Source organism: Yoonia tamlensis (genome assembly GCF_900115105.1).
Lineage (GTDB): Bacteria > Pseudomonadota > Alphaproteobacteria > Rhodobacterales > Rhodobacteraceae > Yoonia > Yoonia tamlensis.
In genome coordinates, this window is record NZ_FOYP01000001.1 from 1,664,964 (window position 1) to 1,691,225 (window position 26,262).

A 26,262-nucleotide genomic window follows, 5' to 3' on the forward strand; every position below is an offset into this window, starting at 1 on the left:
TTCCTTAATGCGACGCGACAGGGCTGGCAGGGGCAAAGCCCGCAACAGCCGTTTCGTAATTTTCAACCAGTGCTTCCACGCTTGGCCCGATGATATCAAGAACCAGCGCCGGATAGACACCCAAAAGCAAGGTCATTGTGACCAGCGGGACAAAGATCAGCTTTTCACGTTTGCCCATATCGGTGATGGATTTCAGGCTTTCCTTGATCAGATCGCCCATCACAACACGGCGGTACAGCCACAGCGCATAAGCAGCCGAGAAGATAACGCCCGTTGTCGCAATCGCCGCCACCCAAGTATTCACTTGGAAAATACCGACGAGCACCAAGAATTCACCGATAAATCCGGATGTCCCCGGCAGACCGACGTTTGCCATCGTGAAGAACATAAAGATCAGCGCATAGGCCGGCATCCGGTTCACCAACCCGCCATAGGCGTCGATGTCGCGGGTGTGCATCCGGTCATAGATCACCCCAACGCAAAGGAACAACGCGCCAGAGATAAAGCCGTGGCTGATCATCTGGAAAATCGCCCCATCGATACCTTGTTGGTTGACCGCAAAGATCCCCATGGTCACGTAACCCATGTGTGCGACGGATGAATAGGCGATCAGCTTCTTCATGTCTTCCTGGACCAGTGCGACCAGCGATGTGTAGACAATCGCAATGGCAGACAGCCACAGCACAAACGGCCCCATGACCTCTGACCCGATGGGGAACATTGGCAGGCTGAAGCGCAAGAAGCCGTAGCCGCCCATTTTCAACAGGATCGCCGCCAGCACCACAGAACCCGCAGTCGGGGCTTGCACGTGTGCATCTGGCAACCAGGTGTGGACTGGCCACATCGGCATTTTCACCGCGAAGCTTGCAAAGAACGCAAGCCACATCAGGGTCTGCATGCCGCCAACGATCTGAATGCCCAGCAGGCTAAAGTTTTCAGACCCAAAGCTATGCGTCATCAGCGTCGGGATATCGGTCGTGCCCGCATCCGAGAACATCGCAACCATCGCCACCAGCATCAGCACAGAGCCAAGGAAGGTATAGAGGAAGAACTTGAAGGACGCGTAAATCCGGTTCTTGCCGCCCCAGATACCGATGATCAGGAACATCGGGATCAGACCTGCCTCGAAGAACAGATAGAACAGCACCAGATCAAGCGCCATGAACACGCCCAGCATCAAGGTTTCCAGGATCAGGAAGGCGATCATGTATTCTTTGACGCGGGTTTTCACGTTCCAGCAGGACGCGAAAACAAGCGGCATCAGGAATGTGGTCAGCATCACAAACAGAATGCTGATCCCGTCAACGCCCATCTTGTATTGCAGACCAGCCAACCAAGTGCGGGTTTCCACCATCTGGAAGCCGGTGTCGGACGGGTCAAAGTTGGACAGGATGAACAGCGACACCACAAAGGTCACCAGCGATGTCACCATCGCCACCCATTTGGCGTTTTTCTGTGCGGCCTCATCATCGCCGCGCAGGAATAGCGCAAGGATCACAGCCCCGATCAGCGGGATAAACGTCGTAAGCGAAAGAATATTGCCCATTAGTTTGCCCCCCCTGACATCGTCACAATTGTCAGAAGTACCGTGATCCCGATAACCATGCCCAATGCATAGGTGAACAGATAGCCAGACTGCGCACGACCTGCGAGCCTTGTGAAGAATGGAATGATGCCCATGGCCAAACCGTTAATCCCACCGTCAATAATTTGTGTATCTCCGCGCTTCCAGAAGATGCGCCCGATGGCCATGGCAGGCCGTACGAAGATCACATCGTAAAGCTCGTCAAAGTACCATTTGTTCAGCAAGAACCGGTATAGCGGAGCTTGCTGTGTGGCCAATTTTGCAGGCAGATCAGGTCGGCGGATATACATGATATAAGCCAGCGCCAGACCAAGGATCATCGCGACAAACGGCGATACCTTGACCCATTTTGGCGCGTGGTGCGCATCATCCATGACATGGTTGTCATCGGACATAAAGATCGCACCTTTGCCCGGAACAGACGCATGTTCCGCATCCGCTGCATGATCATCGGTAGCAACCGCGTGATCATCGCCATGCGCGTCAGCCTCTGCGGCATGATCATCGCCATGTGCATCAGCATCGCCGTGACCATCGTCCGCGTGCATTTCAGCATCCGCGATCCCAAAGAAGGTTTCGACCTTATGGTGATCGCCAAAGAACGAATTATACCAGATCATCCCCGAGAACACGGCACCAAGGCTAAGCACACCCAGCGGCACCAGCATCACCATCGGGCTTTCATGCGCGTGGTCATGCGTATGCTTGTCGCCGCGTGGCTTGCCGTAGAAGGTCATAAACATCAGGCGCCAGCTGTAGAAACTGGTCATAAAGGCCGCGATCACCAACATCCAGAAGGCATAGCCCCCAGCGGTGCCTGCATAGGCGCTCTCGATCACGGCGTCCTTGGACAGGAAGCCCGCAAAACCGATATGTGTCAGCGGGATACCAACACCGGTGATCGCCAATGTGCCGATCATCATCGCCCAGAATGTATAGGGGATCTTTTTGCGCAGACCGCCATAGTTGCGCATGTCCTGTTCGTGGTGCATCGCGTGGATCACAGAGCCCGCGCCAAGGAACAACATCGCCTTAAAGAACGCATGTGTCAGCAGGTGGAACATGGCAACCGAATAGACGCCAACACCGGCAGCAACAAACATGTAGCCCAGCTGCGAACACGTTGAATAGGCAATCACGCGTTTGATATCGTTTTGTACAAGGCCCACAGTAGCAGCAAAGAACGCCGTTGTGGCACCAAGGAACACGATGAAAGCAGTGGTTTCAGGCGCGTATTCCATCAGCGGCGACATGCGACAGACAAGGAACACACCAGCGGTCACCATGGTTGCGGCGTGGATCAGCGCAGATACAGGTGTTGGCCCTTCCATCGCGTCTGGCAACCATGTGTGCAGGATCAATTGTGCCGATTTACCCATCGCGCCGATAAACAACAGCATCGCGATCAAATTGGCCGCGTTCCAGTCACGCCACAAGAAATGCAGGTTTTGTTCGGCCAGATGCGGCACAGCTGCAAAGATATCATCAAAGCGAATGCTATCCGTCATCATATAAAGCGCAAAGATACCCAGCGCGAAACCAAAGTCACCGACGCGGTTCACGACAAAGGCTTTGATCGCAGCAGCACCCGCAGATGGTTTTTTATAGTAGAAACCAATCAGCAAATATGAGGCTACGCCCACGCCTTCCCAGCCAAAGAACATCTGCACAAGGTTGTCAGAAGTCACGAGCATCAACATCGCAAAGGTAAAGAACGACAGATACGCAAAAAAGCGCGCCTTGTAGTTCTGGCCTTCGCTAAAGTGCTCATCATGGGCCATGTAGCCGAATGAATATAGGTGCACGAGCGCGGACACGGTCGTGATCACGATCAACATGATCGCGGTCAAACGGTCCATGCGGATTGACCAGTCAGTCGACAGCGTGCCGCTTTCGATCCAGCGCAGGATGTGGATTGTCTCGGTTGTGCCGTCAAATGTCAGGAAAACGATCCATGACAAGAATGCCGCCAGAAACAACAGGCCGGTGGTGATCCACTGCGCGGCTGTTTCGCCGATCAGTCTCCAACCAAAGCCGCCAATAAGCGCGCCCACAAGCGGGGCAAATAGGATGGTGGTTTCCATGTGCCTTAACCCTTCATCACGTTGACGTCTTCAACGTCGATGGTTCCGCGGTTGCGGAAGAAACAAACCAGAATGGCCAAACCGATCGCAGCTTCGGCAGCGGCAACAGTCAGCACAAACAAGGTAAAGACCTGACCAACCAGATCATCAAGATAGCTTGAGAAGGCCACAAAGTTGATATTCACCGACAGCAACATCAATTCGATGCTCATCAGCAAGATGATCACGTTTTTGCGGTTCAGGAACAGACCAAAGATCCCGATAACAAACAGGGTCGCCGCCACTGCCAGATAATGTTCAAGTCCGATCATTGCATCGTTCCTTCTAGGCCAAAACCGTTCACAGAATTGTTCGTCATCACAGCCCCTGCCCCGGTTTTACGTCGATAAGTTCCATCGCCTTGGCGGGATCGCGGTGCATTTGCGCGATCACGTTCTGGCGTTTGATGTCTACGCGGTGGCGCAGGGTCAGAACAATTGCGCCAATCATCGCAACCAGCAGGATCAGACCCGCAAGCTGGAACAACATGATGTATTTGTCATAGATCAGCAGGCCCAAAGCGGCAGTATTGTCCGCGTCACCTTGGGGTGCGGCGACACGGCCGGCCACGCCGTCCGAGAAATCCCAAACACCCACGGCCATGATCAATTGCATGATGATCACGATCCCGATCAACAAGGCCAGCGGCATGTATTTCGCCATTTCCGCCTTAAGTTCGGCGAAATCAACGTCGAGCATCATGACAACGAATAGGAAAAGCACCGCGACCGCGCCGACATAGACGATGATCAGCAGCATCGCGACAAATTCAGCGCCCAGCGTGACAAACAGGCCCGCCGCAGACAAAAACGCGAGGATCAGCCAGAGCACCGAATGCACAGGATTGCGGCTCACAACGGTGAACAGCCCGCCAACGACCGTTGAGATCGCAAACAGATAGAATGTGAACGCAAAAACACTCATGCGGTTTCGTCCTTTTCCAACACTTCATTGGCCAATTGCATGGCCTTATTCATCGCAGGCACACCGCCAAACATGCCCATCTGGGCGATTGTTTCGGCGATTTCCTGTTTCGTTGCGCCCGCTTCGGTCAAATGCCGGACAGTCAGGCGAATTTGGGATTCGGCTTGGGCGCCCAGCACTGTCAGCCCTGCGAGGGTCAACAAAAGCCGGGTCTTGGCGTCAAGCCCGTCTGGGTTCACGCCTTTGCCAAAAAACATTTCCATGGTTTCCTTTGGCATCGTCGGCCAGAGGTTTTCGAATCCGGCGGGCGTAAAGGCATCCATGTCGACATTCATCGACTTGGCCCAGTCTTGGCCCATCTTCATCATGGCTTCAAAAGGATTCTGATCGCTCATGCTGTATCCAATCGCGCGCGCAGCGTCTTCATTTGGGTCAGCCAATCGTCCAGCTCATCCGTTTCAGCCCATAGATCATAAAGTTCGGACGTTTCCGCATCCCCCATCAGCGCCTCAAGCGCCTCGGAAGTGCGGGCCTGCACGTTGTCGACATCCATCAGCGCGTCTTTGTGGTTCTCAACGGGTTCTTCCAGCTGGTCAGCCAGATCTTCGTCAGGTTTACCAAGGGCGGCAGCGACAACCTCGGCCAGTGCCACAACGCCCATCCCGATATCACTATCAACATAGCCGCTGGCGACAGCATCAGCGCAGGCGTCAAGAATATCGGTGGCCGCAGTCGCCCCGAATTCAGCAAAATCGGTCAGCCAGTCCTGACTGCCGTCATTGTCGAATGATCCTACGCCCCAAGCGCCCATTGTTCTTCCCCTACCGGTACGGTGCGTCAAGCTCGAGATTGCGCGCAATCTCGGATTCCCAACGGTCGCCGTTCGCCAGCAGTTTTTCTTTGTCGTAATACAGTTCTTCGCGGGTTTCGGTGCTGAATTCGAAATTCGGCCCCTCGACAATTGCGTCCACTGGGCAGGCTTCCTGGCAGAAACCACAGTAGATGCATTTGGTCATATCAATGTCATAACGCGTGGTGCGGCGTGACCCGTCATCGCGTGGCTCCGCGTCAATGGTGATCGCCTGCGCGGGGCACACAGCCTCGCAAAGTTTACAAGCGATACAACGCTCTTCGCCATTCGCATAGCGGCGCAACGCATGTTCACCACGAAAACGCGGGGACAAAGGCCCCTTTTCATGCGGGTAGTTCAACGTCGCCTTGGGCGAAAAGAAATACTTCAACCCCAGCTTAAAACCGACATAGAAATCCTGCAGCAGGAAATACTTTACGGCGCGTGTGTAATCCATTTGTGCCATTTTTATCCCTCAGAGCCTTCCGTAGAGATGATTTCTTTTGTCCATGTCCGAATCTGAGTGAAACTTACCCCTCCTTCGGATGGCAGTTCGCTCCCAGCGATATCAAACCCAGTTTCACGCCCTAAGCATTCAGACGTATTTGAAATTGCAGCCAGCAAAGCAATGTCCGCTGGATCCGCATCCGGAGACGCAATCAACTTTGCCCCGTCCGGCGACGGTACAGCAATTGGCAAAAAGCTAGAAATATGTGTAGCAAAAACCATTACTTTCGCCGCATCCTCCAGCGACACCTCTGGGTTTATGCCATTTTTTGCAGTCATAGCTACAAGGTCATGACTAGGACTAATTTCACGAAGTGCAGCAAATTCAGCCGAACAATTTTGATCCATAAACTCTGCAATCGTTGCAGGCTCGTCGTCCCAACGCGCCCAAAAACCGCCTGCTACTTCAAATTTCGCGAGGAATGAAATCAGCACAACCCAGATCAAAGACATTGGAAGGAAGACTTTCCAGCCGATCCGCATCAGTTGGTCATAGCGGTAGCGCGGTGTGATCGCCTTGACCATTGAGAAGACAAAGAAGCAGGCGGACATTTTCAGCACCATCCACAGGATGCCATCTGGCAGGCCCGGAATTGGTGACAACCAGCCGCCAAAGAACAGCAGTGAAATCAGCGCGCACATCAGCACGACGGCCATCAATTCACCGATCATGAACAGCAAGAACGGCGTTGATGAATATTCAACCTGATACCCCGCAACCAGTTCTGATTCCGCTTCGGGAAGGTCAAACGGTGGCCGGTTGGTCTCAGCGAGTGCCGAGATAAAGAACAGGAATAGCATCGGGAAATGCGCAACCCAGTACCAGTTGAACAGACCCGCTTTGCCGTCTTGGGCCGCGACGATATCGCCAAAGTTCATGGAACCGGTTGAGATAATCACACCGATGATAATCAGGCCCAATGAGACTTCGTAAGAAATCATCTGCGCGGCGGACCGCAGCGAGCCAAGGAATGGGTATTTCGAGTTCGACGCCCAGCCGCCCATGATCACGCCGTAAACCTCGAGCGAGGACACCGCGAAGACAAACAAGATGGCCACGTTGATGTTGGACAGCACCCAACCATCGTTGAACGGGATCACCGACCATGCGACTACAGCCAGCACAAATGAAATCATCGGCGCAAGGAAAAAGACAAATTTGTCAGCGCCCGCAGGTACGACAATTTCTTTGACGATGTATTTCAAGAAATCCGCAAAGGATTGCAGCAGACCAAAGGCACCAACGATGTTTGGCCCTTTGCGCATCTGAACAGCGGCCCAGATTTTGCGGTCCGCATACATCAAGAACGCCAAAGCGACCAGCAATGGGACCAGAACCAGCAGACACTGGGCCAGAATCACAAGGACGATCCCAAGGTTGGTATTGGTGAAGAACTCGACCATATTTATTCCCTCACACCGTGAACTGGTGCCAACATGATGCGGCGCGCATGCATGTCACGCCGCTGGTGCCAGCCCAAAGGCTGAAATTATGGGGCGAACCCCGTCTTACTCTGCCGCGACAGCGGGGTTAGCCCGCGCTTTGGCGTTTGCGCTCAGCTCTGCCATCAGGCCAGAGGCGCGCGCGATTGGGTTCGTCAGGTAGAAATCCGTGATTGCGTACTTAAATGCGGCCTTACCAGGCTTTTTCGCCTTGATAGGTTGCCATTCATTTTCCGTGACTTCGTCAATCTGTCCCAAATGCGGATGTGCGCTTACAATCGCCTGACGCAGTTGCGCCATGCTGTCGTAAGGCAATGTTGCGCCCAGTTCTGCAGAAAGTGCGCGCAGGATCGCCCAGTTTTCTTTGGCCTCACCCGGAGGGAAGCTGGCCCGCAGCGCCAATTGCGGACGCCCTTCGGTGTTCACAAACAGCCCGTTTTCTTCGGTATAAGCGGCGGCTGGCAGGATGATATCAGCGCGGTGTGCGCCACGATCCCCGTGCGAGCCCTGATAGATCACAAAGGCACCAGCAGGCACATCGCCCTCGTCTGCGCCAAGATTATAGACCACTTCGGCACCATCAAGCGCAGCCGTCAGCCCGCCATCGGTGACAGCACCCACATCCAGCGCACCTACGCGCCCAGCGGCGGTGTGCAAAATCATGAATGTCGACTTGGTGCTTTCAGCAAGCGCCATGACAGCCGCCAAGACCGCATCGCCATCTTCACGCGCAAGCGCACCGGCACCGACAATAATCATCGAAGATTTCTTGGCCACTTCACTATGGTCGCGCCCCAGAAGGTCGGTGATCACGTCAGGCGAATTCCCGATGTGGGTATATTCATAGGTCAGATCAACCTGCGGACCGACCAAGCCGACATTCGCGCCGCGAGACCATGCCTTGCGCAGGCGGGCGTTCAGAACGGGGGCTTCAACACGTGGGTTGGTGCCGATCAACATGATCGCTTCGGCGGTATCAATGTCCTCGATGGTCGCGGTGCCAACATAGGCAGACCGGTTTCCGGCAGGCACCTTAATGCCATCGGTGCGGCACTCGACGGATCCGCCTTGGGCTTCGATCATTTGCTTGAGCGCAAAAGCCGCCTCGACCGGAGCCAAATCGCCCAGAAGACCGGCAGGTTTCTTGCCCTTCATCGCGGCGGCAGCAGCTGTCAGGGCCTCGGCCCAGCCTGCTTTGCGCAGTTTGCCGTTTTCGCGGATGTAAGGTGTATCCAGACGTTGGCGTTTCAGACCATCCCAGACAAAGCGGGACTTGTCGGAAATCCATTCTTCGTTCACGCCGTCGTGGTTGCGCGGCAGAATCCGCATCACTTCGCGGCCTTTCGTATCGACGCGGATGTTAGACCCAAGCGCATCCATCACGTCGATTGATTCTGTTTTGGTCAGTTCCCAAGGACGGGCGGTAAAGGCGTAGGGCTTGGACACCAGCGCGCCCACGGGGCACAGATCAATGATGTTGCCCTGCATGTTCGAATCGAGCGTTTCGCCCAGATAGCTGGTGATTTCCGCATCTTCGCCACGGCCAGTCTGGCCCATCTGGGCAATACCCGCGACTTCGGTTGTAAAGCGCACGCAGCGTGTACACGAAATACAGCGGGTCATATGCGTTTCAACAAGCGGGCCAAGATCAAGATCATCGGTCGCGCGTTTGGGTTCGCGGTAACGGCTAAAGTCGACGCCATATGCCATCGCCTGATCTTGCAGATCGCATTCGCCGCCTTGGTCACAGATCGGACAATCCAGCGGGTGGTTGATCAGCAAGAATTCCATCACGCCTTCACGGGCCTTTTTGACCATAGGCGAATTGGTTTTCACAACGGGCGGCTGCCCTTCTGGACCGGGGCGCAGATCGCGGACCTGCATCGCACATGACGCGGTTGGTTTTGGCGGGCCGCCGACGACCTCGACCAGACACATGCGGCAGTTGCCCGCAATCGAAAGACGTTCGTGATAACAGAATCTCGGGACCTCGACCCCGACCTGTTCACAGGCCTGGATGAGGGTCATCGCCCCATCAACTTCGACCTCAGTTCCATCAATGACGACTTTGCGTAGATCAGACATGGCGTGCCTTTTTATTCCCTTGCGCGCCTTCCCCGACAATTTGGGGTGGGACCGCGTTAGCCGCGTTCTAACGCGACAGGGAACATGATGCCAGTCAGTTTGACAAAAAAGACGCCAATTTTCGTGTCAAAATCGGTTCCTTAGCGCAACAACCACCCAACACGGGTGTTTGCAGCCATTTGCGCGCGCCCAACGGCGCAATATGTCGCAGGGTCATCGGCCACGACACCAAGCAGTGAAAGCTGTTCGCGCGCAATCGCCTCTAGCCTGCGTTTCTCGTCGCGGTCGCTGACATAGGCGTCAATTTCGGCCTCCGAATAGCCCAGTTCCGCAGCCCGCCGTTTCAGCGATTGCAGATAGCTGATGCCACGAAATGTGCGGGCGCGGATTTCATCGCATTGCTGTGAAATCTCGTAGGCCATGCCGACCTGAATAATGCCGTCGCGCACTTCGGGCTGGTCGCGCAGCGCGGTTTGCGCCGACAGATTGCCCGCAAGCCCGCAAACAAGCGCGGCGGCGGCAATAATAAACGGGGTCTTGGCCATGTGTCGTCTCCTGCTGGGCGGTTCTTGATGCGCCTTTGATCCGTTCAGACATCGGCATTCACGCCGCGCTATTCAATATCAAAGCGGGGATATCCCTTTTGGCACGCCGATTTTCGCACAATCGCCAATAAAAAGGGCCGCGCAGAAAACTGGGCGGCCCGTGGGTTCGGTTATGGCGCAAACCGGCCTAGACCGGCACCAACAAAGCGCTGAGCGCCGAGCCTTCCAGCGTTTCGGCCGCAGCCGCAGCACATAGATCGCCACCATCGAGCGCAATCCCGTGTTTGGCCTCAAAGCTGCGCGCGCTGACGCTTGTTTCCGTCTCGATCGCAAGGCGCAACGGAATCGCGGACAAGGTGCCGCGGCCCATTTCATTGCGCCGTTCGTTCAGTTCCGCATCCAGCGCGGCATCATAGCGGTAATCCGCACAATTGCGAGCCACATCATTGGCGATTTTCAACGTCGCAAAATAGAGCGGCGTCGACATTGTATAAAGCTTTTGCACCGCAGGATCATCAAACGGGCGCGCCGCATTTGATCCGGTGGAACAGGCGGCAAGCGTCAAAGCTGCGCCGAAAATCAGACCTGATTTCATCATTCTGCTGCAATCCCCGCGACGCGTTTATGCTTGATCCGGTCTTCAATTTCGTCGCGGAAATTGCGGATCAGCGCTTGAATTGGCCATGCGGCCGCGTCCCCAAGCGCACAAATTGTGTGGCCCTCTACCTGTTTGGTCACGTCAAACAGCATATCGATTTCTTCGACAGATGCATCACCTTTTACCAAACGCTCCATCACGCGCATCATCCAGCCGGTGCCTTCGCGGCACGGCGTGCACTGCCCGCAGCTTTCGTGCTTGTAAAACTTGGACAGGCGCCAAATTGCTTTGATCATATCTGTCGATTGATCCATCACGATCACGGCAGCGGTGCCAAGGCTTGACCCTTTTTCTTTCAGCCCGTCAAAATCCATGATCGCATCGCGCATGTTTTCACCGCGCACGTTGGGCACGGATGACCCGCCAGGGATCACGGCCTTAAGATTGTCCCAGCCGCCTTTGATCCCGCCGCAGTGCTTTTCGATCAGCTCTTCGAACGAAATGCCCATTTCTTCTTCGACAACGCAGGGGTTGTTGACGTGACCCGAAATCGCGAACAGCTTTGTGCCTGCGTTATTGGCGCGGCCAATGCCTGCAAACCAACCACCGCCACGGCGCAAGATAGTTGGAACAACGGCGATTGATTCGACGTTATTCACAGTTGTCGGGCAGCCATAAAGACCAGCACCCGCAGGGAACGGCGGCTTCATCCGCGGCATACCCTTTTTGCCTTCAAGGCTTTCGAGCAGCGCAGTTTCTTCACCGCAAATATAGGCTCCAGCCCCGTGGGTCAGGTAAATGTCGAAATCCCAACCGGATTTGGCAGCGTTTTTACCAACCAGACCGGCAGCATAGGCTTCGTCGATCGCGGTTTGCAGGGCTTCTTTTTCGCGGATGTATTCGCCGCGGATATAGATATAGCAGGCGTTCGCATTCATAGCGAATGACGCGATCAAGCAGCCTTCGACCAATGTATGCGGGTCATGGCGCATGATTTCGCGGTCTTTACATGTGCCCGGCTCGGATTCGTCGGCGTTCACAACAAGGTAGGACGGGCGACCGTCAGATTCCTTGGGCATGAACGACCATTTCAAACCGGTCGGGAAACCCGCGCCACCACGGCCACGCAGGCCAGAGGCTTTCATCTCGTTCACGATCCAATCGCGCCCTTTTTTGATGATATCGGCGGTGCCATCCCAATGACCACGTGCTTGTGCGCCTGCCAAGGTGCGGTCGTGCATCCCGTAAAGGTTCGTGAAAATCCGGTCTTCGTCTTTGAGCATCAGCTTTCGCCCTTGTCGTTCTGGCCACTCCGCCAGAGTTGAAATGTCTGCCACAGCGCAAAGCCGAAACCAGCAAGCGCCGCAAGGTCAAATAACGCGCGGACCCGATTGGTCCAACCAAAATGTGACCCTGCCCATGTCGCTATGATCCATAAAGCACCAGTTCCGGCAAGAATCAACGCGGCGCGCTGTCCGGCCTTGGCCCGTTTATGATCGAGATCGTTGCGCATGTGTGAAACGGCCCCAAACGGTGCCGCCTTTCGTGTCTATTATACGGCCCTTTATCCGGCCGCCAGTGTCTTGGCCTGTTCTACCCATTTGTCGCGGGTTGCACGACCCTTAAATCCGGGCAAATTCTCATCGACCCATTTTTGTTCAGCCGCCCCCCACGCTGCGACCTGATCGAAATGGTAGAATCCCATCTCGTTAAGCATCACCTCAAGCTTCGGCCCAACACCTTTGATCTTCTTAAGATCGTCCGCACCCTCAGCACGCGCAGCATCTAGTGTGGCAGGTTTGCCTGCTGAAACAACGGGTTCTGGAGATGATGTAGGCGCTACCGCGGGTTCGGGCATTGGTGCTGGCGCCGGTTCTGGGGCGGCCTCTGGTGCCACGGCGGTCTTTGGTTCGGGCGCGGCAGCAACTGGGGTATCGGAAATCACCGGCGGCGCAGATGTGGGCGAATCTTCACCAACAAGCGCATCAAGCAACCCCAACATCATCGCAAACAAAATGGCAGCGGCGACAAGCGCGCCAATCAGCAATGCTCCGAAAAATCCGATTTTACTAAACAGCAGCAAAAGAATCGCAAAAACGATACCAGTACCGCCGGCAATTGTCAGCATCCGCTGGGTCATAGGCTTCAAATCATTCATTGTGCAGTCTCCCTTCAGGTGAACAAGCCGCCCAACAGTTACCTGCACGCGCGCAATTACCAAAGGATTTTTGCAAATTGGGCGATTTATCTGATGTTATCGCCCAATTCCTGCGCAAAAGTTACTTTTTCGCCAATTCCTTGGCCTGCGCCATCCAGTTGTCGCGTTCGATGCGGCCTTTGAATTTCAGGCGGCTATCAACCCATGCAACCTGCTCTGCAGTCCAATCCGCGATCTGGTCAAAGTGCCAGAAGCCAAGATCATTCAGCACGCCTTCCAGCTTTGGACCAACACCAGAGATCAATTTCAGATCATCGGCACCGGTTTCGCGTGCAGCATCCAATGTCAGCGGCTTTTCTTCGGCCACGTCCGCAGGTGCAGCGGCGGGTTTCGCGGCTTTCGGCGCAGCGGCTTTCGGCTTTGCGGCTTTCGGCTTTGTGGCGGGCTTTGGCTTGGCCGCTTTTGTCGCGCTATCTTTGACCCATGGCGTCAAAAGTGGCACTTCGGTGCCGTCGATGCGTTTGACCGTATCGCCAATTTCAACAGCCGCCTGCACAGAGGCGTTGTGTTTGGTCTTGCCGCTGTCAAAGCCGCGCAGGCTGGACAGCCCCTTGAGCGGCTCAGCGGCAAAGCGGCCGTTTTGCGGGCCGGGCACCGGCACTTTCCCTGCAGCCAGTTCATCGATGATTTCACTCAGGCGAGCGGCGGTCAGGTCTTCGTAGTAGTCCTTGCCGATCTGGACCATGGGCGCATTTGCACATGAACCAAGGCATTCAACCTCTTCCCAAGAAAACTTGCCGTCTGCGGACACTTCATGCGCTTTGTCGGCGATCTTGTTTTTGCACACACCGATCAGATCTTCGGCGCCGCAAATCATGCACGACAATGTGCCGCAAACCTGAATATGGGCAATCGACCCAACTGGTTGCAATTGGAACATAAAGTAGAAAGACGCGACTTCCAGCACGCGGATATAGGCCATATCCAGCATATTGGCGACATATTCGATCGCGGGGCGGGTCAGCCAGCCGTGCTGTTCTTGCGCACGCCAAAGCAGCGGGATCACCGCCGAGGCCTGCCGGCCTTCGGGGAATTTTTTCATCTGCGCCTCGGCCCATTTCTGGTTGTCTGGCGTGAATGCAAATGATTCTGGCTGGTCGTGATATAGGCGGCGTAGCATTAGTGTATCCCAGTCATTACGGCGGCTGATGTGATCAGCGTGAACAAGGCGGTGGGGACAATCCCACCAGGGTTAAGAGCGCCCAACAAAAGCACCAGACCAGGCAATCCAATATTGGTCATCATGCTGGTGGCTTCCATCACAGGCAGTTCGCGGAAATAAGTTCAAAGGACTGCTGGTCGGCAGCAATCTGCCCGCGCCCTTCAGCCCGAAGCTCGGTCATGATGCGTGCAAGGTCTTCGCGTGACAGCGTCGCATCGGCAAGAATAATGGCAGAGTTGGCTTGGTTCACCACACAGCCGTTTTGTTCAACGGTCGTGACAAACCGTTCCTTGGCCGAAAGCGGGTTGACCACGGGGGCTGCGACCGGTGCGGGCGCTGGCACTGTCGGGGCAGGCCGGAAATCTGGGATTTGAAACATCGCGCCCGAACAGGCGGAAAGCGTCGCAAATGAAAGTCCGATCAGATATTTTTTCATGCCTATCCCCTACCCTTTGCGCCTAAAGCATACCGCGAACAAGCGTCGCCAAAAATACGGCAATGGCACCCGCCAAAGCAGATTTCAACAAACGGCTGCGGCCTGTGGCCACCAGCCCGCCCGCAATACCGCCAACGGCGCCCAAAACGAGCAGCCAAATATCAAGCGTGATCGACCCCATCAGCGGTCAATCTCACCAAACACAACGTCCATCGTCCCGATGATCGCGGCAACATCGGCCAATTGGTGGCCGACCGCGACGTGATCCATCGCTTGCAAATGCAAGAAACCCGGCGCGCGCAGTTTTGCGCGATACGGTTTGTTGGACCCGTCTGCGACCAGATAGACACCAAATTCGCCTTTGGGGGCTTCGACAGCGGCATAAACTTCGCCCGCAGGTACGTGGAACCCTTCGGTATAAAGCTTGAAGTGATGGATCAGAGATTCCATTGATGTTTTCATCTCGCCGCGTGTCGGCGGGGTCATCTTACCGCGCGCCATCACGTCGCCTTTTTCATGGCGCAGCTTTTCGCAGGCCTGACGGATGATCGATGTGGACTGGCGCATTTCTTCCATGCGGCACAGGTAGCGGTCGTAGCAATCGCCGTTCTTGCCAACCGGAATTTGGAATTCAAATTCGTCATAGCATTCATAAGGCTCTGCGCGGCGCAAATCCCATGCAAGGCCAGAACCGCGCACCATCACCCCCGAGAAACCCCATTGCTGGATGTCTTCTTCGGTGACGATACCGATATCGGCGTTGCGCTGTTTGAAAATCCGGTTCTCAGTCAGCAGCCCGTCAATATCGGCAAGCATTTTTGGGAACTCAACAGCCCATTGATCAATATCCTCGATCAATTGGTCTGGCAGATCCTGATGCACACCGCCGGGGCGGAAGTACGCCGCGTGCAGACGCGCGCCACAGGCCCGCTCGTAGAATGTCATCAGCTTTTCACGTTCTTCAAAACCCCACAGCGGCGGGGTCAGCGCGCCAACGTCCATCGCTTGCGTGGTGACGTTCAGCAGGTGGTTCAGCACCCGACCGATTTCGGAATAAAGCACGCGGATCAGCGATGCGCGGCGCGGCACAACCGTACCTGTCAGCTTTTCAATCGCCAGACACCACGCGTGTTCCTGATTCATCGGGGCCACGTAATCCAGCCGGTCGAAATACGGCAGGTTTTGCAGATAGGTGCGGCTTTCCATCAGCTTTTCGGTGCCGCGGTGCAGCAGGCCGATATGCGGATCGCAGCGCTCAACAATTTCGCCGTCCAGTTCTAGTACCAGACGCAACACCCCGTGGGCCGCAGGGTGTTGCGGGCCAAAGTTGATGTTGAAATTGCGGATCTGCTGTTCGTCGGTCGCAGCATCTGTTGACCCGTCATCATACGCGTTTGTGCGGATATCACCGTCCATCATGCTACTGCGCCTTCTCTTTTTTCTCATCGCCGGGCAGGATGTATTGGGCACCCTCCCATGGCGACATAAAGTCGAACTGCCGGTATTCTTGCACCAGCTTCACCGGTTCATAGACCACGCGCTTTTGAACTTCGTCATAGCGCACTTCGGTATAGCCGGTTGTCGGGAAATCCTTGCGCAGCGGATAGCCGCGAAAGCCGTAGTCGGTCAGGATGCGGCGCAGATCGGGGTGGCCCGTAAACAAGATGCCGAACATGTCAAAGACTTCGCGTTCGAACCAGTTCGCCGACGGATGCACGGAAATAATCGACGGCATCATTTCGTCTTCGCGGATCTGTACGCGCAGGCGGATACGGTGGTTCTGGTACATGCTCAGGAAATGATAGACCACGTCGAACCGCTTGGCGCGGCTGGGGTAATCCACCGCGGTAATATCCACGAGGCTGGAAAACTTGCACGCCTGATCGGTTTTCAGAAACTCGACAAAGGGCACAAGCGCGGATGGCGCGACGGTGACCGTCAGCTCGTCATGGGCAACTTCCCATGACAGCACGCAGTCACTGCGCTTCATTTCAAGATGGGTGCCGAGTTCGTTCAGTGCTTCGGTCATACTTATTATTCCTTTCGGCACGCAGCTTAGCGCACGATGGTCCCGGTGCGGCGGATTTTGCGTTGCAGCTGCAAGATACCGTAAAGCAGCGCTTCGGCCGTGGGTGGACAACCAGGCACATAGATATCTACAGGCACAATGCGGTCACAGCCGCGCACGACAGAATAGCTATAGTGGTAGTAGCCGCCGCCATTGGCACATGATCCCATCGAGATCACATAGCGTGGCTCTGGCATCTGGTCATAAACCTTGCGCAGCGCAGGGGCCATTTTATTGGTCAAAGTGCCTGCAACAATCATCAGGTCAGATTGGCGCGGGGACGCTCGGGGCGCGGTGCCAAACCGTTCAAGGTCGTAGCGCGGCATCGAGGTATGCATCATTTCAACCGCGCAACAGGCCAGACCAAAGGTCATCCAGTGCAACGATCCAGTGCGCGCCCAATTAATCATATCTGCGGTGCTGGTCACAAGGAAACCCTTGTCCTGCAATTCGCGATTAAGGGTCTGGGTGGCAGCTTCCTTGTCGGCGCCCGCATCATTCAGGCCGGTGGCGATCCCCATAAGTGCGTCTTTCCTTATCAGTTACCATGCAGACCAAGGGCCTACCTTTTGCTAATTAGGAACTACGCGCGGTGCCCTCTAAGGTCAAGTCGACACAATGCCCCAGAGGGGCCTGTTTTGGGCCAATCGCATGAATTCTTTACTATGCGCGCACTGCTGCGACAAAAAATGCCGGCTGCAAGCGCAACCGGCATTCAAGAATTCACATTTCAGGGCGGGTTATTCCCACTCAAGCGCGCCTTTTTTCCACTCGTAGGCAAAGCCGGCTGTAAGCACACCCAAGAATACCATCATCGACCAGAAGCCGACCATGCTGATGTCTTTGAACGCGACCGCCCATGGGAACAGGAACGCAACTTCAAGGTCGAAGATGATGAACAGGATCGACACCAGATAGAACCGCACGTCGAATTTCATGCGCGCATCGTCAAAGGCGTTAAATCCGCATTCATAGGCCGATACTTTTTCCGGATCAGGGTTACGTACTGCAACAATCGCGGCTGCGAGAATCAGGATCAACCCGAGCGCAATAGCCAGCCCTAGAAAAATCATGATCGGCAGATATTCAGCAAGCATTTCCTGCATGGCGGGTCCCTTTTGGCACGGCGCGCCGGTCAGAGCGCGCAAAATTAGCTTTGGGTTGCATACAACTGCCCCAAGGGCGGGTCAACAAGCAGTGGCCGCAAAATCGCCTGCGCGGTGTGCAATTCTAGTGCAGCAAAGGCTGGCGCGGCGATAAGACCACGCCGGCAAGCGACAAAAACGACACTGCATGTGCAAGCCCGTTTGCACGCGGCGGGTCCGATTGTAGCAATTCTGCGACCTCGACCAGATTGTCGGTCTGCTGGTCCGTCAGCCAAAAAAGCGCATACATGCCGTAGGTGAAATCACCCGGCACTTCGGTCACCGTGACCGTGCAGCCCCGTGCCAGCGGGGTAAACCGCTGCGCCGTCACCGTGACCGCCCCGTCCGGCAACACCAGCATGGTTTTGTGCGTATGACCATCGGACGACAGAATTTTGGCGTCCAGCTTTACCACAAGCGGGCAGCTTGGGTCTGCGGGGTCGGCCATTTGGCTGGATACGACAGCGACATCAAAGAACCCGTGATCATCAACCGGACCGGCCATCACCCGCCCGCGGCGCGTGTCAGGACGCAGGCCAAATTGACGATGTGCAAATTCCGGCGCATGCGGCACCCAAAGCGCGGTGCGCAGCCGCAAATGCACCGTTGGCCCCGCGTAGACACAAATTTCCAGAAATTTGTGCACCACCATGGTGCAAGCAAGCGCCAACAGCACCGCCAGAACCGCCGCAAATGTTAACGCAGCCTGATACAATGTAATCGGCGCAAATCCTGCAAGATCGGGCAAAACCGGCAACAGGGTGGCAAACCCCGTGCCCACAACCGACAGGCTGAGCGTTTCAAGCGCGACATTAGGGAACAGCATCACATGCAGGCACAAAAGCAATGCGATGGCTGCAAATATGCGCAAGATTCGCGCGGCAGTCAGCAATTCGGGCGCAATGACCGCCGCACAGCACAAAACCGTTGCCGACAAGACCAATGCCGTCAATATCAACCGCCGCAGCCGCATAATGCGGTAAGTTGCCTGTGCCAATGTTGGCCATGAAAACGACATCGCAATCCCTCTTGCGCCCGCAAATGACCCGCAAATCGGTCATAAATGAGACGGAATTCTGACATCTCGGGCGCGGCAAACCCGTCGTTTTAGCTACCGCGCGATCGGGCCTGAAATACGGTTCCAACCTCGGCGCGGATGATGCGCGCGATGCAGGCGCAATCGTCCAGATCAAACGTCAGCGGCAGGCGCAAATCGACCAGACCCGCCAGCACGCGGTCGGTGGTCGGCATCGGTGCACTGGGCGCATAGCGCCAGCTATCATAGCGCGATGTAAAGCCCGCAGGCTCTGCCCCGCCAAACCACTTTAATGTGACCCCGCGCCGCGCGCAGCGGTCGATCACGGCAGCCACCGCATCGGCGGACCAGTCCGGCAGCAAAAACTGGAACGACGATCCTACAAAACCTTCGGCGGCGGGGCGCGCAACCAGCCGCAGACCCGGCGTTTCTTTCAGCCCGTTTTCAACGACTGCATAGCGCGCGTTCCACCGCTGCACCCGCCCTTGCAAGTCTCGCAACTGGGGCCGCAAGATGGCCGCGCGCAGATTATCCATGCGCCCCGAAATATTGGGCGTTTCATATTTGATCTGCGCAAAAACCGCAGGCGGCGGGGCCGCGCGGTGCCGGTCAAACAACATATAACTGCCCGACAACATTATCGCGCGCGCCATCCCTTCGGCGTCATCTGATATCAGCAAGCCACCTTCGCCGGAATTGATATGCTTATAGGTCTGCGTGGAATAACAGCCAAACCTGCCCCGACGCCCGCTTGGCACCCCGTTCCAATGCGCGCCCATCGTATGCGCGCAATCTTCAATCACCGTCACATTGGCCGCATCACATAGCGTCATGAGCCGATCCATATCGCAAATATGCCCGCGCATATGGCTCAGCAGCAGCACATTGGATTGGTCCAGCTTTGCCGCCAGATCATCCAGATCAATCACCAGATCTTCGGTCACGCCGACAAAGACGGGCACCCCGCCCACCGCCGCAATCGCGCCCGGCACGGGCGCAAGCGTGAAGGCGTTGGTCAAGACCCGGTCGCCATGCTGCACACCACATGCCCGCAAGGCCGTGGTCATCGCATAGCCCCCCGAGGCAACCGCAAGGCAATATGTTGCGCCGACGCTGGCGGCGAATTCTTCTTCGAGCAGGGCAACCTCGGCCACTTCGCCGTCAACGGTATTATAGCGGTGCAACCGCCCGTGCTGCATCACGGCATTGGCCGCTGCGATCCCTTCTGCGGGAATCGGTTCTTGCTGGGTGAAACTGCCGGTGAATTTTTCAGTCATATGATATCCATCGCGGGCATGGCATGCGCCGGTTTTCCTTATCCAATCAACTGCGCGACAACCGCGTCAAGCTCGTCAAAATGGTCGATTGTGGCCTCGGGCGACAATGCGCGCACGTCATGTGGCCCCGGCCCGAATGTCACCAGTACCGAAGGCACCCCCGCATTGCGCGATGTATCGCGGTCGGTCGCGGTGTCGCCCACCAGCAATGATTTGCGCGGATCACCGCCCGCACGGCGCACCGCCTCAAAATGATGTTCCGGGTCGGGTTTGCGTACTGGCAAAGTATCCGCACCGATCAGCGACGCAAATTCACCGCGTACCCCAAGGCTTTGCATCAAGGTTTCAGCGAGGCCTTCAGGCTTATTCGTAGCAATCCCCACCGCATAGCCCGCCGATTTCAGCCGCGTGACGGCATCCATCGTGCCAGGGTACAGGAATGTATGGCTGTTGATGTCGCGCGCATAGGCATCAAGCAACACAGGGTATTGGCGGTCCACCTCGCCTGGATCAACGCCATCGACACGCGAAAATCCAAGGGTCAGCATCGCCCGCCCGCCGCGTAGCGCTGTGCCCGCATCATGGCGCGCATCCAGCAGATCCCCCAGACCCAGCCCGCGAAAACAGGCGTTTGCTGCTGCAATCAAATCGCCGCTGGTATCGGCCAAGGTGCCATCAAGATCAAAAATCACGGTGCGCATCTGCGGCCCCTTTGCCAAATCATTCGCCCCCATCTGTAACGCCCTGTAAACTGATGTGAACCCCCTCCCCCTTGTGATAATCACAAACCCAAGTAGAAGACGTGTAAACAAAAGATCCGAGGCAGCAATGGCGACCGCATTAATCATCCTAGCCGCAGGCATGGGCACACGCATGAATTCCGACCTGCCCAAGGTGCTGCACCAGATCGCGGGCGCACCCATGCTGGTGCACGCCATGAAGGCCGGCGCGGCGCTTGACCCTGCACATACGATTGTTGTCGCAGGACACGGGGCGCAGGCGGTTGAAAAGGCGGCACAGGCCTATGATCCCGATGCTGTCATCGCGCTGCAATCAGAACAATTGGGCACCGCCCATGCCGTGGCACAAGCCCGCGAGGCGCTGGCAGGCTTTGACGGTGACGCGCTTGTACTTTATGGCGACACGCCTTTTATCCGGCCTGAAACTCTGGCCGCTATGGCCGCCGCACGACTGACCCATGATGTTGTGGTGTTGGGCTTTGATGCGGCTGATCCGGGGCGCTACGGGCGGTTGATAATGGACAATGACCAGCTTGACCGGATTGTCGAATTCAAAGACGCAACGGACCAAGAACGTGCCGTCACATTGTGCAACAGCGGCGTTGTGGCCGCCAATGCAAGCACGCTTTTTGACCTAATTGACGCCGTGGGCAATGATAATGCGGCGGGCGAATATTACCTGACGGACATTATAGGGATCGCCCGCGCGCGCGGGCTTTCGGCGACGGTCGTGCGCTGCGACGAGGCGGAAACGCTGGGCGTGAATGCGCGCGCAGAACTGACCCGCGCCGAAGCCATGTTCCAAACCCGCGCCCGCGCTGCGGCCCAAGAAGACGGGGTCACGCTGGTCGCGCCCGACACCGTGTTCTTTGCGCATGATACAGTAATCGGGCGCGACACGGTGATTGAACCAAACGTGGTTTTTGGCCCCGGTGTGTCGATTGAATCAGGCGCCACAATCCGCGCGTTTTCGCATCTTGAAGGCTGCCACGTGTCGCGCGGGGCGGTGGTTGGCCCCTATGCGCGGCTGCGCCCCGGTGCGGAACTGGCCGAAAACACCAAGGTCGGCAATTTTGTTGAAATCAAGAATGCCGAGATTTGCGAGGGCGCGAAGGTCAACCACCTGTCCTACATCGGCGATGCGACCATCGGCGCGCGCGCCAATATCGGTGCTGGGACAATTACCTGCAATTACGACGGGTTTTTCAAACATCATACGCATGTAGGACCGGATGTGTTTATCGGGTCCAACACCATGCTGGTCGCCCCCGTCAGCGTTGGCGCCGAAGCCATGACAGCATCGGGGTCGGTTATCACGCGCGACGTGCCTGCGGGCGATCTGGCACTGGCGCGAGCACGTCAAGAAAACAAATCCGGCCTAGCCGTGCGGCTGTTTGACAAGCTGCGCGCGCTCAAAGCGAAAAAAGGGAAATAGGACATGTGTGGCATTGTTGGGGTTTTGGGCAATCACGAAGCTGCACCGATCTTGGTCGAGGCGTTAAAGCGGCTTGAATATCGCGGCTATGACAGCGCGGGGATCGCCACGGTCAACAACGCGCGGCTGGATCGACGGCGGGCGGTTGGCAAACTGGTAAACCTTTCGGATTTGCTGGTGCATGAACCTTTGGCGGGCAAAGCGGGGATCGGCCACACCCGCTGGGCCACGCATGGCGTGCCCAATGTCGGCAACGCGCACCCGCACCGCGCGGGCGGTGTTGCCGTAGTGCATAACGGAATTGTCGAGAATTTCCGCGAATTGCGGGCGTATCTGGCCGAAGCCGGCATCGGGTTTGAAACCGACACCGATACTGAAACCGTCGCGCTTCTGGCACAGCATTTTTGCGACCAAGGGCATTCGCCGGTTGATGCCGCGGCCAAGACGATTGCGATGCTTGCAGGGGCCTATGCGCTTTGTTTCCTCTTTGACGGGCATGACGATCTGCTGATCGCCGCGCGCAAAGGGTCGCCTCTGGCCATCGGCTATGGGGATGGCGAAATGTTTGTCGGCTCTGACGCGATTGCACTTGCGCCGATGACTGACAAGATCAGCTATCTCGAAGAGGGCGACTGGGCCGTGATCACCCGCACGTCCGTCGAAATCCGCGACAGTCACGGCACAATCGCAAACCGCGAAATCAGAACAATCAACATCGATACCGCCCAAGTTGACAAAAGCGGCTATAAACATTTTATGGCCAAGGAAATCGCCGAACAGCCGACCGTGCTGCAAGGCGCTCTTGCGCATTATATCAACGCTGATGCAACGGGCGTTGCCCTACCCGCACCGGGTCTGGATTTCACGAAAATCGAACGCATGACGTTGGTTGCCTGCGGCACGGCATTCTATGCCTGCATGGTTGCGAAATATTGGTTCGAACAGATCGCGCGTATTCCGGTAGAGGTCGATGTCGCTTCTGAATTCCGCTACCGTGAACCGCCGGTGACGCCCGGCACTGTCGCACTTTTTGTCAGTCAATCGGGCGAAACCGCCGATACACTGGCCGCCCTGCGCTATATGCAAGGCAAGGCCAGCAAGATCGTGTCGGTCGTGAATGTCCCTGAAAGCTCCATCGCGCGCGAAAGCGATCTGGCGCTGCCCATTTTGGCGGGCACCGAAATCGGGGTGGCGTCAACCAAGGCGTTTACCTGCCAACTCACCACGCTTGCCATTTTGGCGCTGAACGCGGCCCACGCACGCGGGCAGATGGATGACGCGACGCTTGCCAAACACCTTGCGGACCTGCGCAGCCTGCCCGGTATCTTGAACCTCGCACTGGGGATCGAGGATAAGGTTTCATCCATCGCCGCAGAGCTTTCCGAAGCGCGCGATATTCTTTTCCTTGGGCGCGGCGCGATGTATCCACTGGCGCATGAAGGTGCGCTAAAACTTAAAGAAATCAGCTATATCCACGCCGAAGCTTATGCATCAGGCGAATTGAAGCACGGGCCAATTGCCTTGGTCGATCCGCATGTGCCCGTGATCGTAATGGCCCCGCGCGATGCGCTGTTCGATAAGACAGTTTCAAACATGCAAGAGGTCATGGCGCGCGGCGGCAAGGTGCTTTTGATCACCGATCAAAAGGGCGCGACCGAGGCCAGCGAAGGCGTTTGGAACACCATCATCATGCCTGAAATCGACCCGCTGCTTGCGCCGATCCTTTATGCAGTACCTGCGCAATTATTGGCCTACCATACCGCTGTCGCAAAGGGTACAGATGTGGACCAACCCCGCAACCTAGCCAAATCGGTGACAGTCGAATGACCTCAAAACGAGCAGCCTTGGACGCATTACGCGCCGCGGGCGATCCAGAAAAAGCCAAAGACATGCACCGCTATCACAAGGTGGACCGCCCCTATCTGGGGGTCGCAAACCCGGTGATCGACGATCTGGTTAAAGCATGGCGCGCGGATATTGATCTCGATGCGCGGCTGGTACTGGCGAATAGCCTGTGGAAAAGCAATATCCACGAGGCGCGCGTCGCCGCAGCGAAACTGCTGACCCAAGCCCGCCTGCGCCCCGATGATGGCCCTGCATGGGATTTGATCGTGTCTTGGGTGCCCGATTTTGACGCTTGGGCTATTGCGGATCATGTCTGTATTGCGGGGCAAAAGCGGCTGGTCGCGGACCCGGCGCGGCTCGATGTTGTCGAAGGTTGGACGCGGTCCGATCATATGTGGACGCGGCGCGCGGCCCTTGTGATGTCCCTGCCATGGACCAAGCAAAACAACCCCAAACCCGCCGAACTGGCCGCGCGCGACCGTATTCTTGGCTGGGCTGCGGGCTATAGCACCGATCACGATTGGTTTATCCAGAAATCAATCGGCTGGTGGCTGCGCGAATTGTCCAAACATGACCCCGTGCGCGTGCGCCAGTTTATCAGCCATCACGGCGCGGATATGAAACCCTTTGCGGTCAAAGAAGCCACGCGCAAATTACCAGCGTAGGGTGGATCAAGATCCACCTTACTTTTTGTAAACCACAAGTTCCGGCAAGCTGGTCAGCGGCACCCCGAGCAGTCGCATCGCCGCAAGGCTGATCTGGCTGCCAGACCCGGGTGCGCCGCCAGACGGGCGCAGTTCAAGGTTCACGGATGTGCCGTTGTAATCCACGCGGCCTTGCGTCACTGCATCAACCAGCGGTGTTTTCAGCCATATGCCCGGCGCGGTCGGTGGGCCAAGCGATGCAATCGTCACCCCCAGACGCACATCCACATCCGCGACAGCTGCGGTCGCGGCGGCACGCTCGTCCGCGCTAGTTGTGTCAAATTCTTCGACCGTAACCGCATCTGCGGCGGGTGCGGCTGTCACCACGGTTGTCTCTTGCGGCGGCGCAGAAAGATCAGACGCGGCGGGCGTGAATGCGCCATCAAACGAAGCGGTCGTACATCCGGCGACAACCAGAAACGGAAGGGTGAGTTTTGCTTTCATACGCCCAACATATGGTGGCGTGCGCGATGTTACAACATGGCGTGTTGCGCTTGCGCGCCCCCGCGCGCAGCCCTAGATTGACCGGATGAACCAGCCGCTTATTGACCCATTTGCACGCGCGATTGAATACCTGCGGGTATCGGTCACGGACCGTTGCGATTTTCGCTGCGTCTATTGCATGTCCGAAAACATGACCTTTCTGCCCAAGAAAGACCTTTTGACGCTCGAAGAACTGGACCGGCTATGTTCCGCCTTTATCCGGCTGGGCGTGCGTAAACTGCGCATCACTGGCGGAGAGCCATTGGTGCGGCGCGATATCATGACGTTTTTTCGGGCGATGTCGCGGCATCTTGAAACCGGATCACTACACGAGCTGACGCTGACCACCAACGGCAGCCAATTGGAACGTTTCGCAGGTGATCTTTATGGCGCAGGAGTACGGCGGGTGAATGTATCGCTTGATACGCTGGACGCCCAAAAATTCGCCGATATCACCCGTTGGGGGCGCCTGCCCCAAGTTTTGCGTGGGATCGATGCTGCCCAAAATGCCGGACTGCGGGTTAAGATCAATACCGTGGCCCTTAAAGGGTTCAATGAGGACGAATTATTCACTTTGACAGATTGGTGTGCATCGCGCGACGTGGACCTGACCTTTATCGAAGTCATGCCGATGGGCGATATCGGGAATGAAGACCGTTTCGGGCAATATTGGTCGCTTAAAGACCTGCGCGCGCAGCTGGCGACGCGCGGCGACATCACTGATTTGCCCGAAAAAACGGGGGGGCCTGCGCGCTATGTCCGGCTGGAAAGTACGGGCCAAAAGATCGGGTTTATCACGCCTCTGTCGCATAATTTCTGCGAAAGCTGCAACCGTGTGCGGATCACCTGCACGGGCGAAATCTATACCTGTCTGGGTCAGGAAGGGCATTCCGATCTGCGCGGCCCCTTGCGCGGCTCGCAAACCGACGCCGATCTTGACGCGGCCATTCGCGCGGCCATCGCCCGAAAACCCAAAGGCCATGATTTCGACTATTCACGCCAAAGGGCGGATGGGCAGGTCAGCCGCCACATGTCACACACTGGCGGCTGATC

Annotated in this window: 28 protein-coding genes and 1 pseudogene; 4 read left to right on the forward strand and 25 right to left on the reverse strand. The window is 56.5% G+C overall.

The window, feature by feature from the left end; genetic code table 11:
- Positions 1-4: 4 nt before the first annotated feature.
- The 24 genes and pseudogenes from BM320_RS08660 to BM320_RS08770 form a co-directional block, all read right to left on the reverse strand.
- On the reverse strand, positions 5-1,546 hold the full coding sequence (locus BM320_RS08660; RefSeq protein ID WP_090199002.1) for an NADH-quinone oxidoreductase subunit M: 1,542 nt from the start codon (positions 1,544-1,546) through the stop codon (positions 5-7).
- On the reverse strand, positions 1,546-3,669 hold the full coding sequence (nuoL, locus tag BM320_RS08665; protein WP_090199005.1) for an NADH-quinone oxidoreductase subunit L: 2,124 nt from the start codon (positions 3,667-3,669) through the stop codon (positions 1,546-1,548). The genes BM320_RS08660 and nuoL overlap by 1 nt, the downstream gene beginning before the upstream one ends.
- A 5-nt stretch (positions 3,670-3,674) precedes the next feature.
- The gene (gene nuoK, locus BM320_RS08670) at positions 3,675-3,980 is read right to left on the reverse strand and encodes an NADH-quinone oxidoreductase subunit NuoK (RefSeq protein ID WP_090199008.1); all 306 of its coding nucleotides are present in this window, start codon (positions 3,978-3,980) and stop codon (positions 3,675-3,677) included.
- A gap of 46 nt (positions 3,981-4,026) precedes the next feature.
- Entirely contained in the window at positions 4,027-4,632 is a 606-nt protein-coding gene (locus BM320_RS08675; protein WP_090199011.1) for an NADH-quinone oxidoreductase subunit J, read from the reverse strand.
- On the reverse strand, positions 4,629-5,027 hold the full coding sequence (locus BM320_RS08680; protein WP_090199014.1) for a carboxymuconolactone decarboxylase family protein: 399 nt from the start codon (positions 5,025-5,027) through the stop codon (positions 4,629-4,631). The genes BM320_RS08675 and BM320_RS08680 overlap by 4 nt, the downstream gene beginning before the upstream one ends.
- Entirely contained in the window at positions 5,024-5,443 is a 420-nt protein-coding gene (locus BM320_RS08685) for a DUF4259 domain-containing protein (RefSeq protein WP_090199017.1), read from the reverse strand. Before BM320_RS08685 ends, BM320_RS08680 begins: the two co-directional genes overlap by 4 nt.
- 10 nt (positions 5,444-5,453) lie before the next feature.
- The gene (gene nuoI, locus BM320_RS08690) at positions 5,454-5,948 is read right to left on the reverse strand and encodes an NADH-quinone oxidoreductase subunit NuoI (RefSeq protein ID WP_090199019.1); all 495 of its coding nucleotides are present in this window, start codon (positions 5,946-5,948) and stop codon (positions 5,454-5,456) included.
- A gap of 419 nt (positions 5,949-6,367) precedes the next feature.
- Positions 6,368-7,393: pseudogene (nuoH, locus tag BM320_RS08695) on the reverse strand (NADH-quinone oxidoreductase subunit NuoH); the annotation flags it as partial.
- A 105-nt stretch (positions 7,394-7,498) separates the two neighbouring features.
- Positions 7,499-9,517, reverse strand: coding sequence for an NADH-quinone oxidoreductase subunit NuoG (nuoG, locus tag BM320_RS08700; protein WP_090199022.1), 2,019 nt, complete (start codon positions 9,515-9,517; stop codon positions 7,499-7,501).
- 140 nt (positions 9,518-9,657) lie between these two features.
- Complete coding sequence (locus BM320_RS08705) at positions 9,658-10,062, reverse strand: DUF5333 domain-containing protein (protein ID WP_090199025.1); 405 nt, start codon at positions 10,060-10,062, stop codon at positions 9,658-9,660.
- 187 nt (positions 10,063-10,249) lie between these two features.
- Positions 10,250-10,660, reverse strand: a complete 411-nt coding sequence (locus BM320_RS08710; RefSeq protein ID WP_090199028.1) for a hypothetical protein — start codon at positions 10,658-10,660, stop codon at positions 10,250-10,252.
- Positions 10,657-11,943: an NADH-quinone oxidoreductase subunit NuoF gene (gene nuoF / locus BM320_RS08715; RefSeq protein WP_090199030.1), complete on the reverse strand. Its 1,287-nt coding sequence runs from the start codon at positions 11,941-11,943 to the stop codon at positions 10,657-10,659. The genes BM320_RS08710 and nuoF overlap by 4 nt, the downstream gene beginning before the upstream one ends.
- On the reverse strand, positions 11,943-12,173 hold the full coding sequence (locus tag BM320_RS08720) for a DUF5337 domain-containing protein (RefSeq protein WP_090199033.1): 231 nt from the start codon (positions 12,171-12,173) through the stop codon (positions 11,943-11,945). The genes nuoF and BM320_RS08720 overlap by 1 nt, the downstream gene beginning before the upstream one ends.
- A gap of 51 nt (positions 12,174-12,224) precedes the next feature.
- Complete coding sequence (locus BM320_RS16290) at positions 12,225-12,818, reverse strand: helix-hairpin-helix domain-containing protein (protein ID WP_242650979.1); 594 nt, start codon at positions 12,816-12,818, stop codon at positions 12,225-12,227.
- A 121-nt stretch (positions 12,819-12,939) separates the two neighbouring features.
- Positions 12,940-13,998: an NADH-quinone oxidoreductase subunit NuoE gene (nuoE, locus tag BM320_RS08730; protein WP_090199035.1), complete on the reverse strand. Its 1,059-nt coding sequence runs from the start codon at positions 13,996-13,998 to the stop codon at positions 12,940-12,942.
- 139 nt (positions 13,999-14,137) lie between these two features.
- The gene (locus BM320_RS08735) at positions 14,138-14,476 is read right to left on the reverse strand and encodes a hypothetical protein (protein ID WP_090199037.1); all 339 of its coding nucleotides are present in this window, start codon (positions 14,474-14,476) and stop codon (positions 14,138-14,140) included.
- A gap of 22 nt (positions 14,477-14,498) precedes the next feature.
- Positions 14,499-14,657 (reverse strand): hypothetical protein, encoded by a 159-nt coding sequence (locus BM320_RS16400; RefSeq protein ID WP_165615011.1) that lies wholly within the window; start codon positions 14,655-14,657, stop codon positions 14,499-14,501.
- Positions 14,657-15,895: an NADH-quinone oxidoreductase subunit D gene (locus BM320_RS08740; protein ID WP_090199040.1), complete on the reverse strand. Its 1,239-nt coding sequence runs from the start codon at positions 15,893-15,895 to the stop codon at positions 14,657-14,659. The genes BM320_RS16400 and BM320_RS08740 overlap by 1 nt, the downstream gene beginning before the upstream one ends.
- Before the next feature lies 1 nt (position 15,896).
- Positions 15,897-16,505 carry an NADH-quinone oxidoreductase subunit C gene (locus BM320_RS08745; protein ID WP_090199042.1) on the reverse strand — a complete coding sequence of 203 codons (609 nt, stop codon included), beginning with the start codon at positions 16,503-16,505 and terminating at the stop codon, positions 15,897-15,899.
- Positions 16,506-16,531: 26 nt separating this feature from the next.
- Positions 16,532-17,065, reverse strand: a complete 534-nt coding sequence (locus BM320_RS08750; RefSeq protein ID WP_090199045.1) for a NuoB/complex I 20 kDa subunit family protein — start codon at positions 17,063-17,065, stop codon at positions 16,532-16,534.
- Positions 17,066-17,284: 219 nt separating this feature from the next.
- The gene (locus BM320_RS08755) at positions 17,285-17,650 is read right to left on the reverse strand and encodes an NADH-quinone oxidoreductase subunit A (RefSeq protein WP_090199047.1); all 366 of its coding nucleotides are present in this window, start codon (positions 17,648-17,650) and stop codon (positions 17,285-17,287) included.
- Between the two features lie 124 nt (positions 17,651-17,774).
- A complete protein-coding gene (locus tag BM320_RS08760) occupies positions 17,775-18,707 on the reverse strand; it encodes a hypothetical protein (RefSeq protein ID WP_090199050.1) in 933 nt (310 codons plus the stop codon).
- 89 nt (positions 18,708-18,796) lie between these two features.
- Positions 18,797-20,002, reverse strand: a complete 1,206-nt coding sequence (locus tag BM320_RS08765; protein WP_090199052.1) for a DegT/DnrJ/EryC1/StrS family aminotransferase — start codon at positions 20,000-20,002, stop codon at positions 18,797-18,799.
- Between the two features lie 38 nt (positions 20,003-20,040).
- The gene (locus tag BM320_RS08770) at positions 20,041-20,703 is read right to left on the reverse strand and encodes an HAD-IA family hydrolase (RefSeq protein ID WP_090200498.1); all 663 of its coding nucleotides are present in this window, start codon (positions 20,701-20,703) and stop codon (positions 20,041-20,043) included.
- Between the two features lie 127 nt (positions 20,704-20,830).
- Here BM320_RS08770 and glmU point away from each other — a divergent pair, with 127 nt between their 5' ends.
- From glmU to BM320_RS08785, 3 genes are read left to right on the forward strand one after another with little or no spacing between them, the layout of a single operon-like run.
- Complete coding sequence (glmU, locus tag BM320_RS08775) at positions 20,831-22,177, forward strand: bifunctional UDP-N-acetylglucosamine diphosphorylase/glucosamine-1-phosphate N-acetyltransferase GlmU (RefSeq protein WP_090199055.1); 1,347 nt, start codon at positions 20,831-20,833, stop codon at positions 22,175-22,177.
- A 3-nt stretch (positions 22,178-22,180) separates the two neighbouring features.
- Positions 22,181-24,004, forward strand: coding sequence for a glutamine--fructose-6-phosphate transaminase (isomerizing) (glmS, locus tag BM320_RS08780; protein ID WP_090199058.1), 1,824 nt, complete (start codon positions 22,181-22,183; stop codon positions 24,002-24,004).
- Complete coding sequence (locus BM320_RS08785; RefSeq protein ID WP_090199060.1) at positions 24,001-24,687, forward strand: DNA alkylation repair protein; 687 nt, start codon at positions 24,001-24,003, stop codon at positions 24,685-24,687. Before glmS ends, BM320_RS08785 begins: the two co-directional genes overlap by 4 nt.
- A gap of 18 nt (positions 24,688-24,705) precedes the next feature.
- On the opposite strand, the gene BM320_RS08790 is transcribed toward BM320_RS08785, so the two are convergent.
- Positions 24,706-25,170 carry a hypothetical protein gene (locus BM320_RS08790; protein ID WP_090199063.1) on the reverse strand — a complete coding sequence of 155 codons (465 nt, stop codon included), beginning with the start codon at positions 25,168-25,170 and terminating at the stop codon, positions 24,706-24,708.
- Between the two features lie 85 nt (positions 25,171-25,255).
- Between BM320_RS08790 and moaA the strand changes: the two genes are divergently transcribed.
- Complete coding sequence (moaA, locus tag BM320_RS08795; RefSeq protein ID WP_090199065.1) at positions 25,256-26,260, forward strand: GTP 3',8-cyclase MoaA; 1,005 nt, start codon at positions 25,256-25,258, stop codon at positions 26,258-26,260.
- Positions 26,261-26,262: the final 2 nt, after the last annotated feature.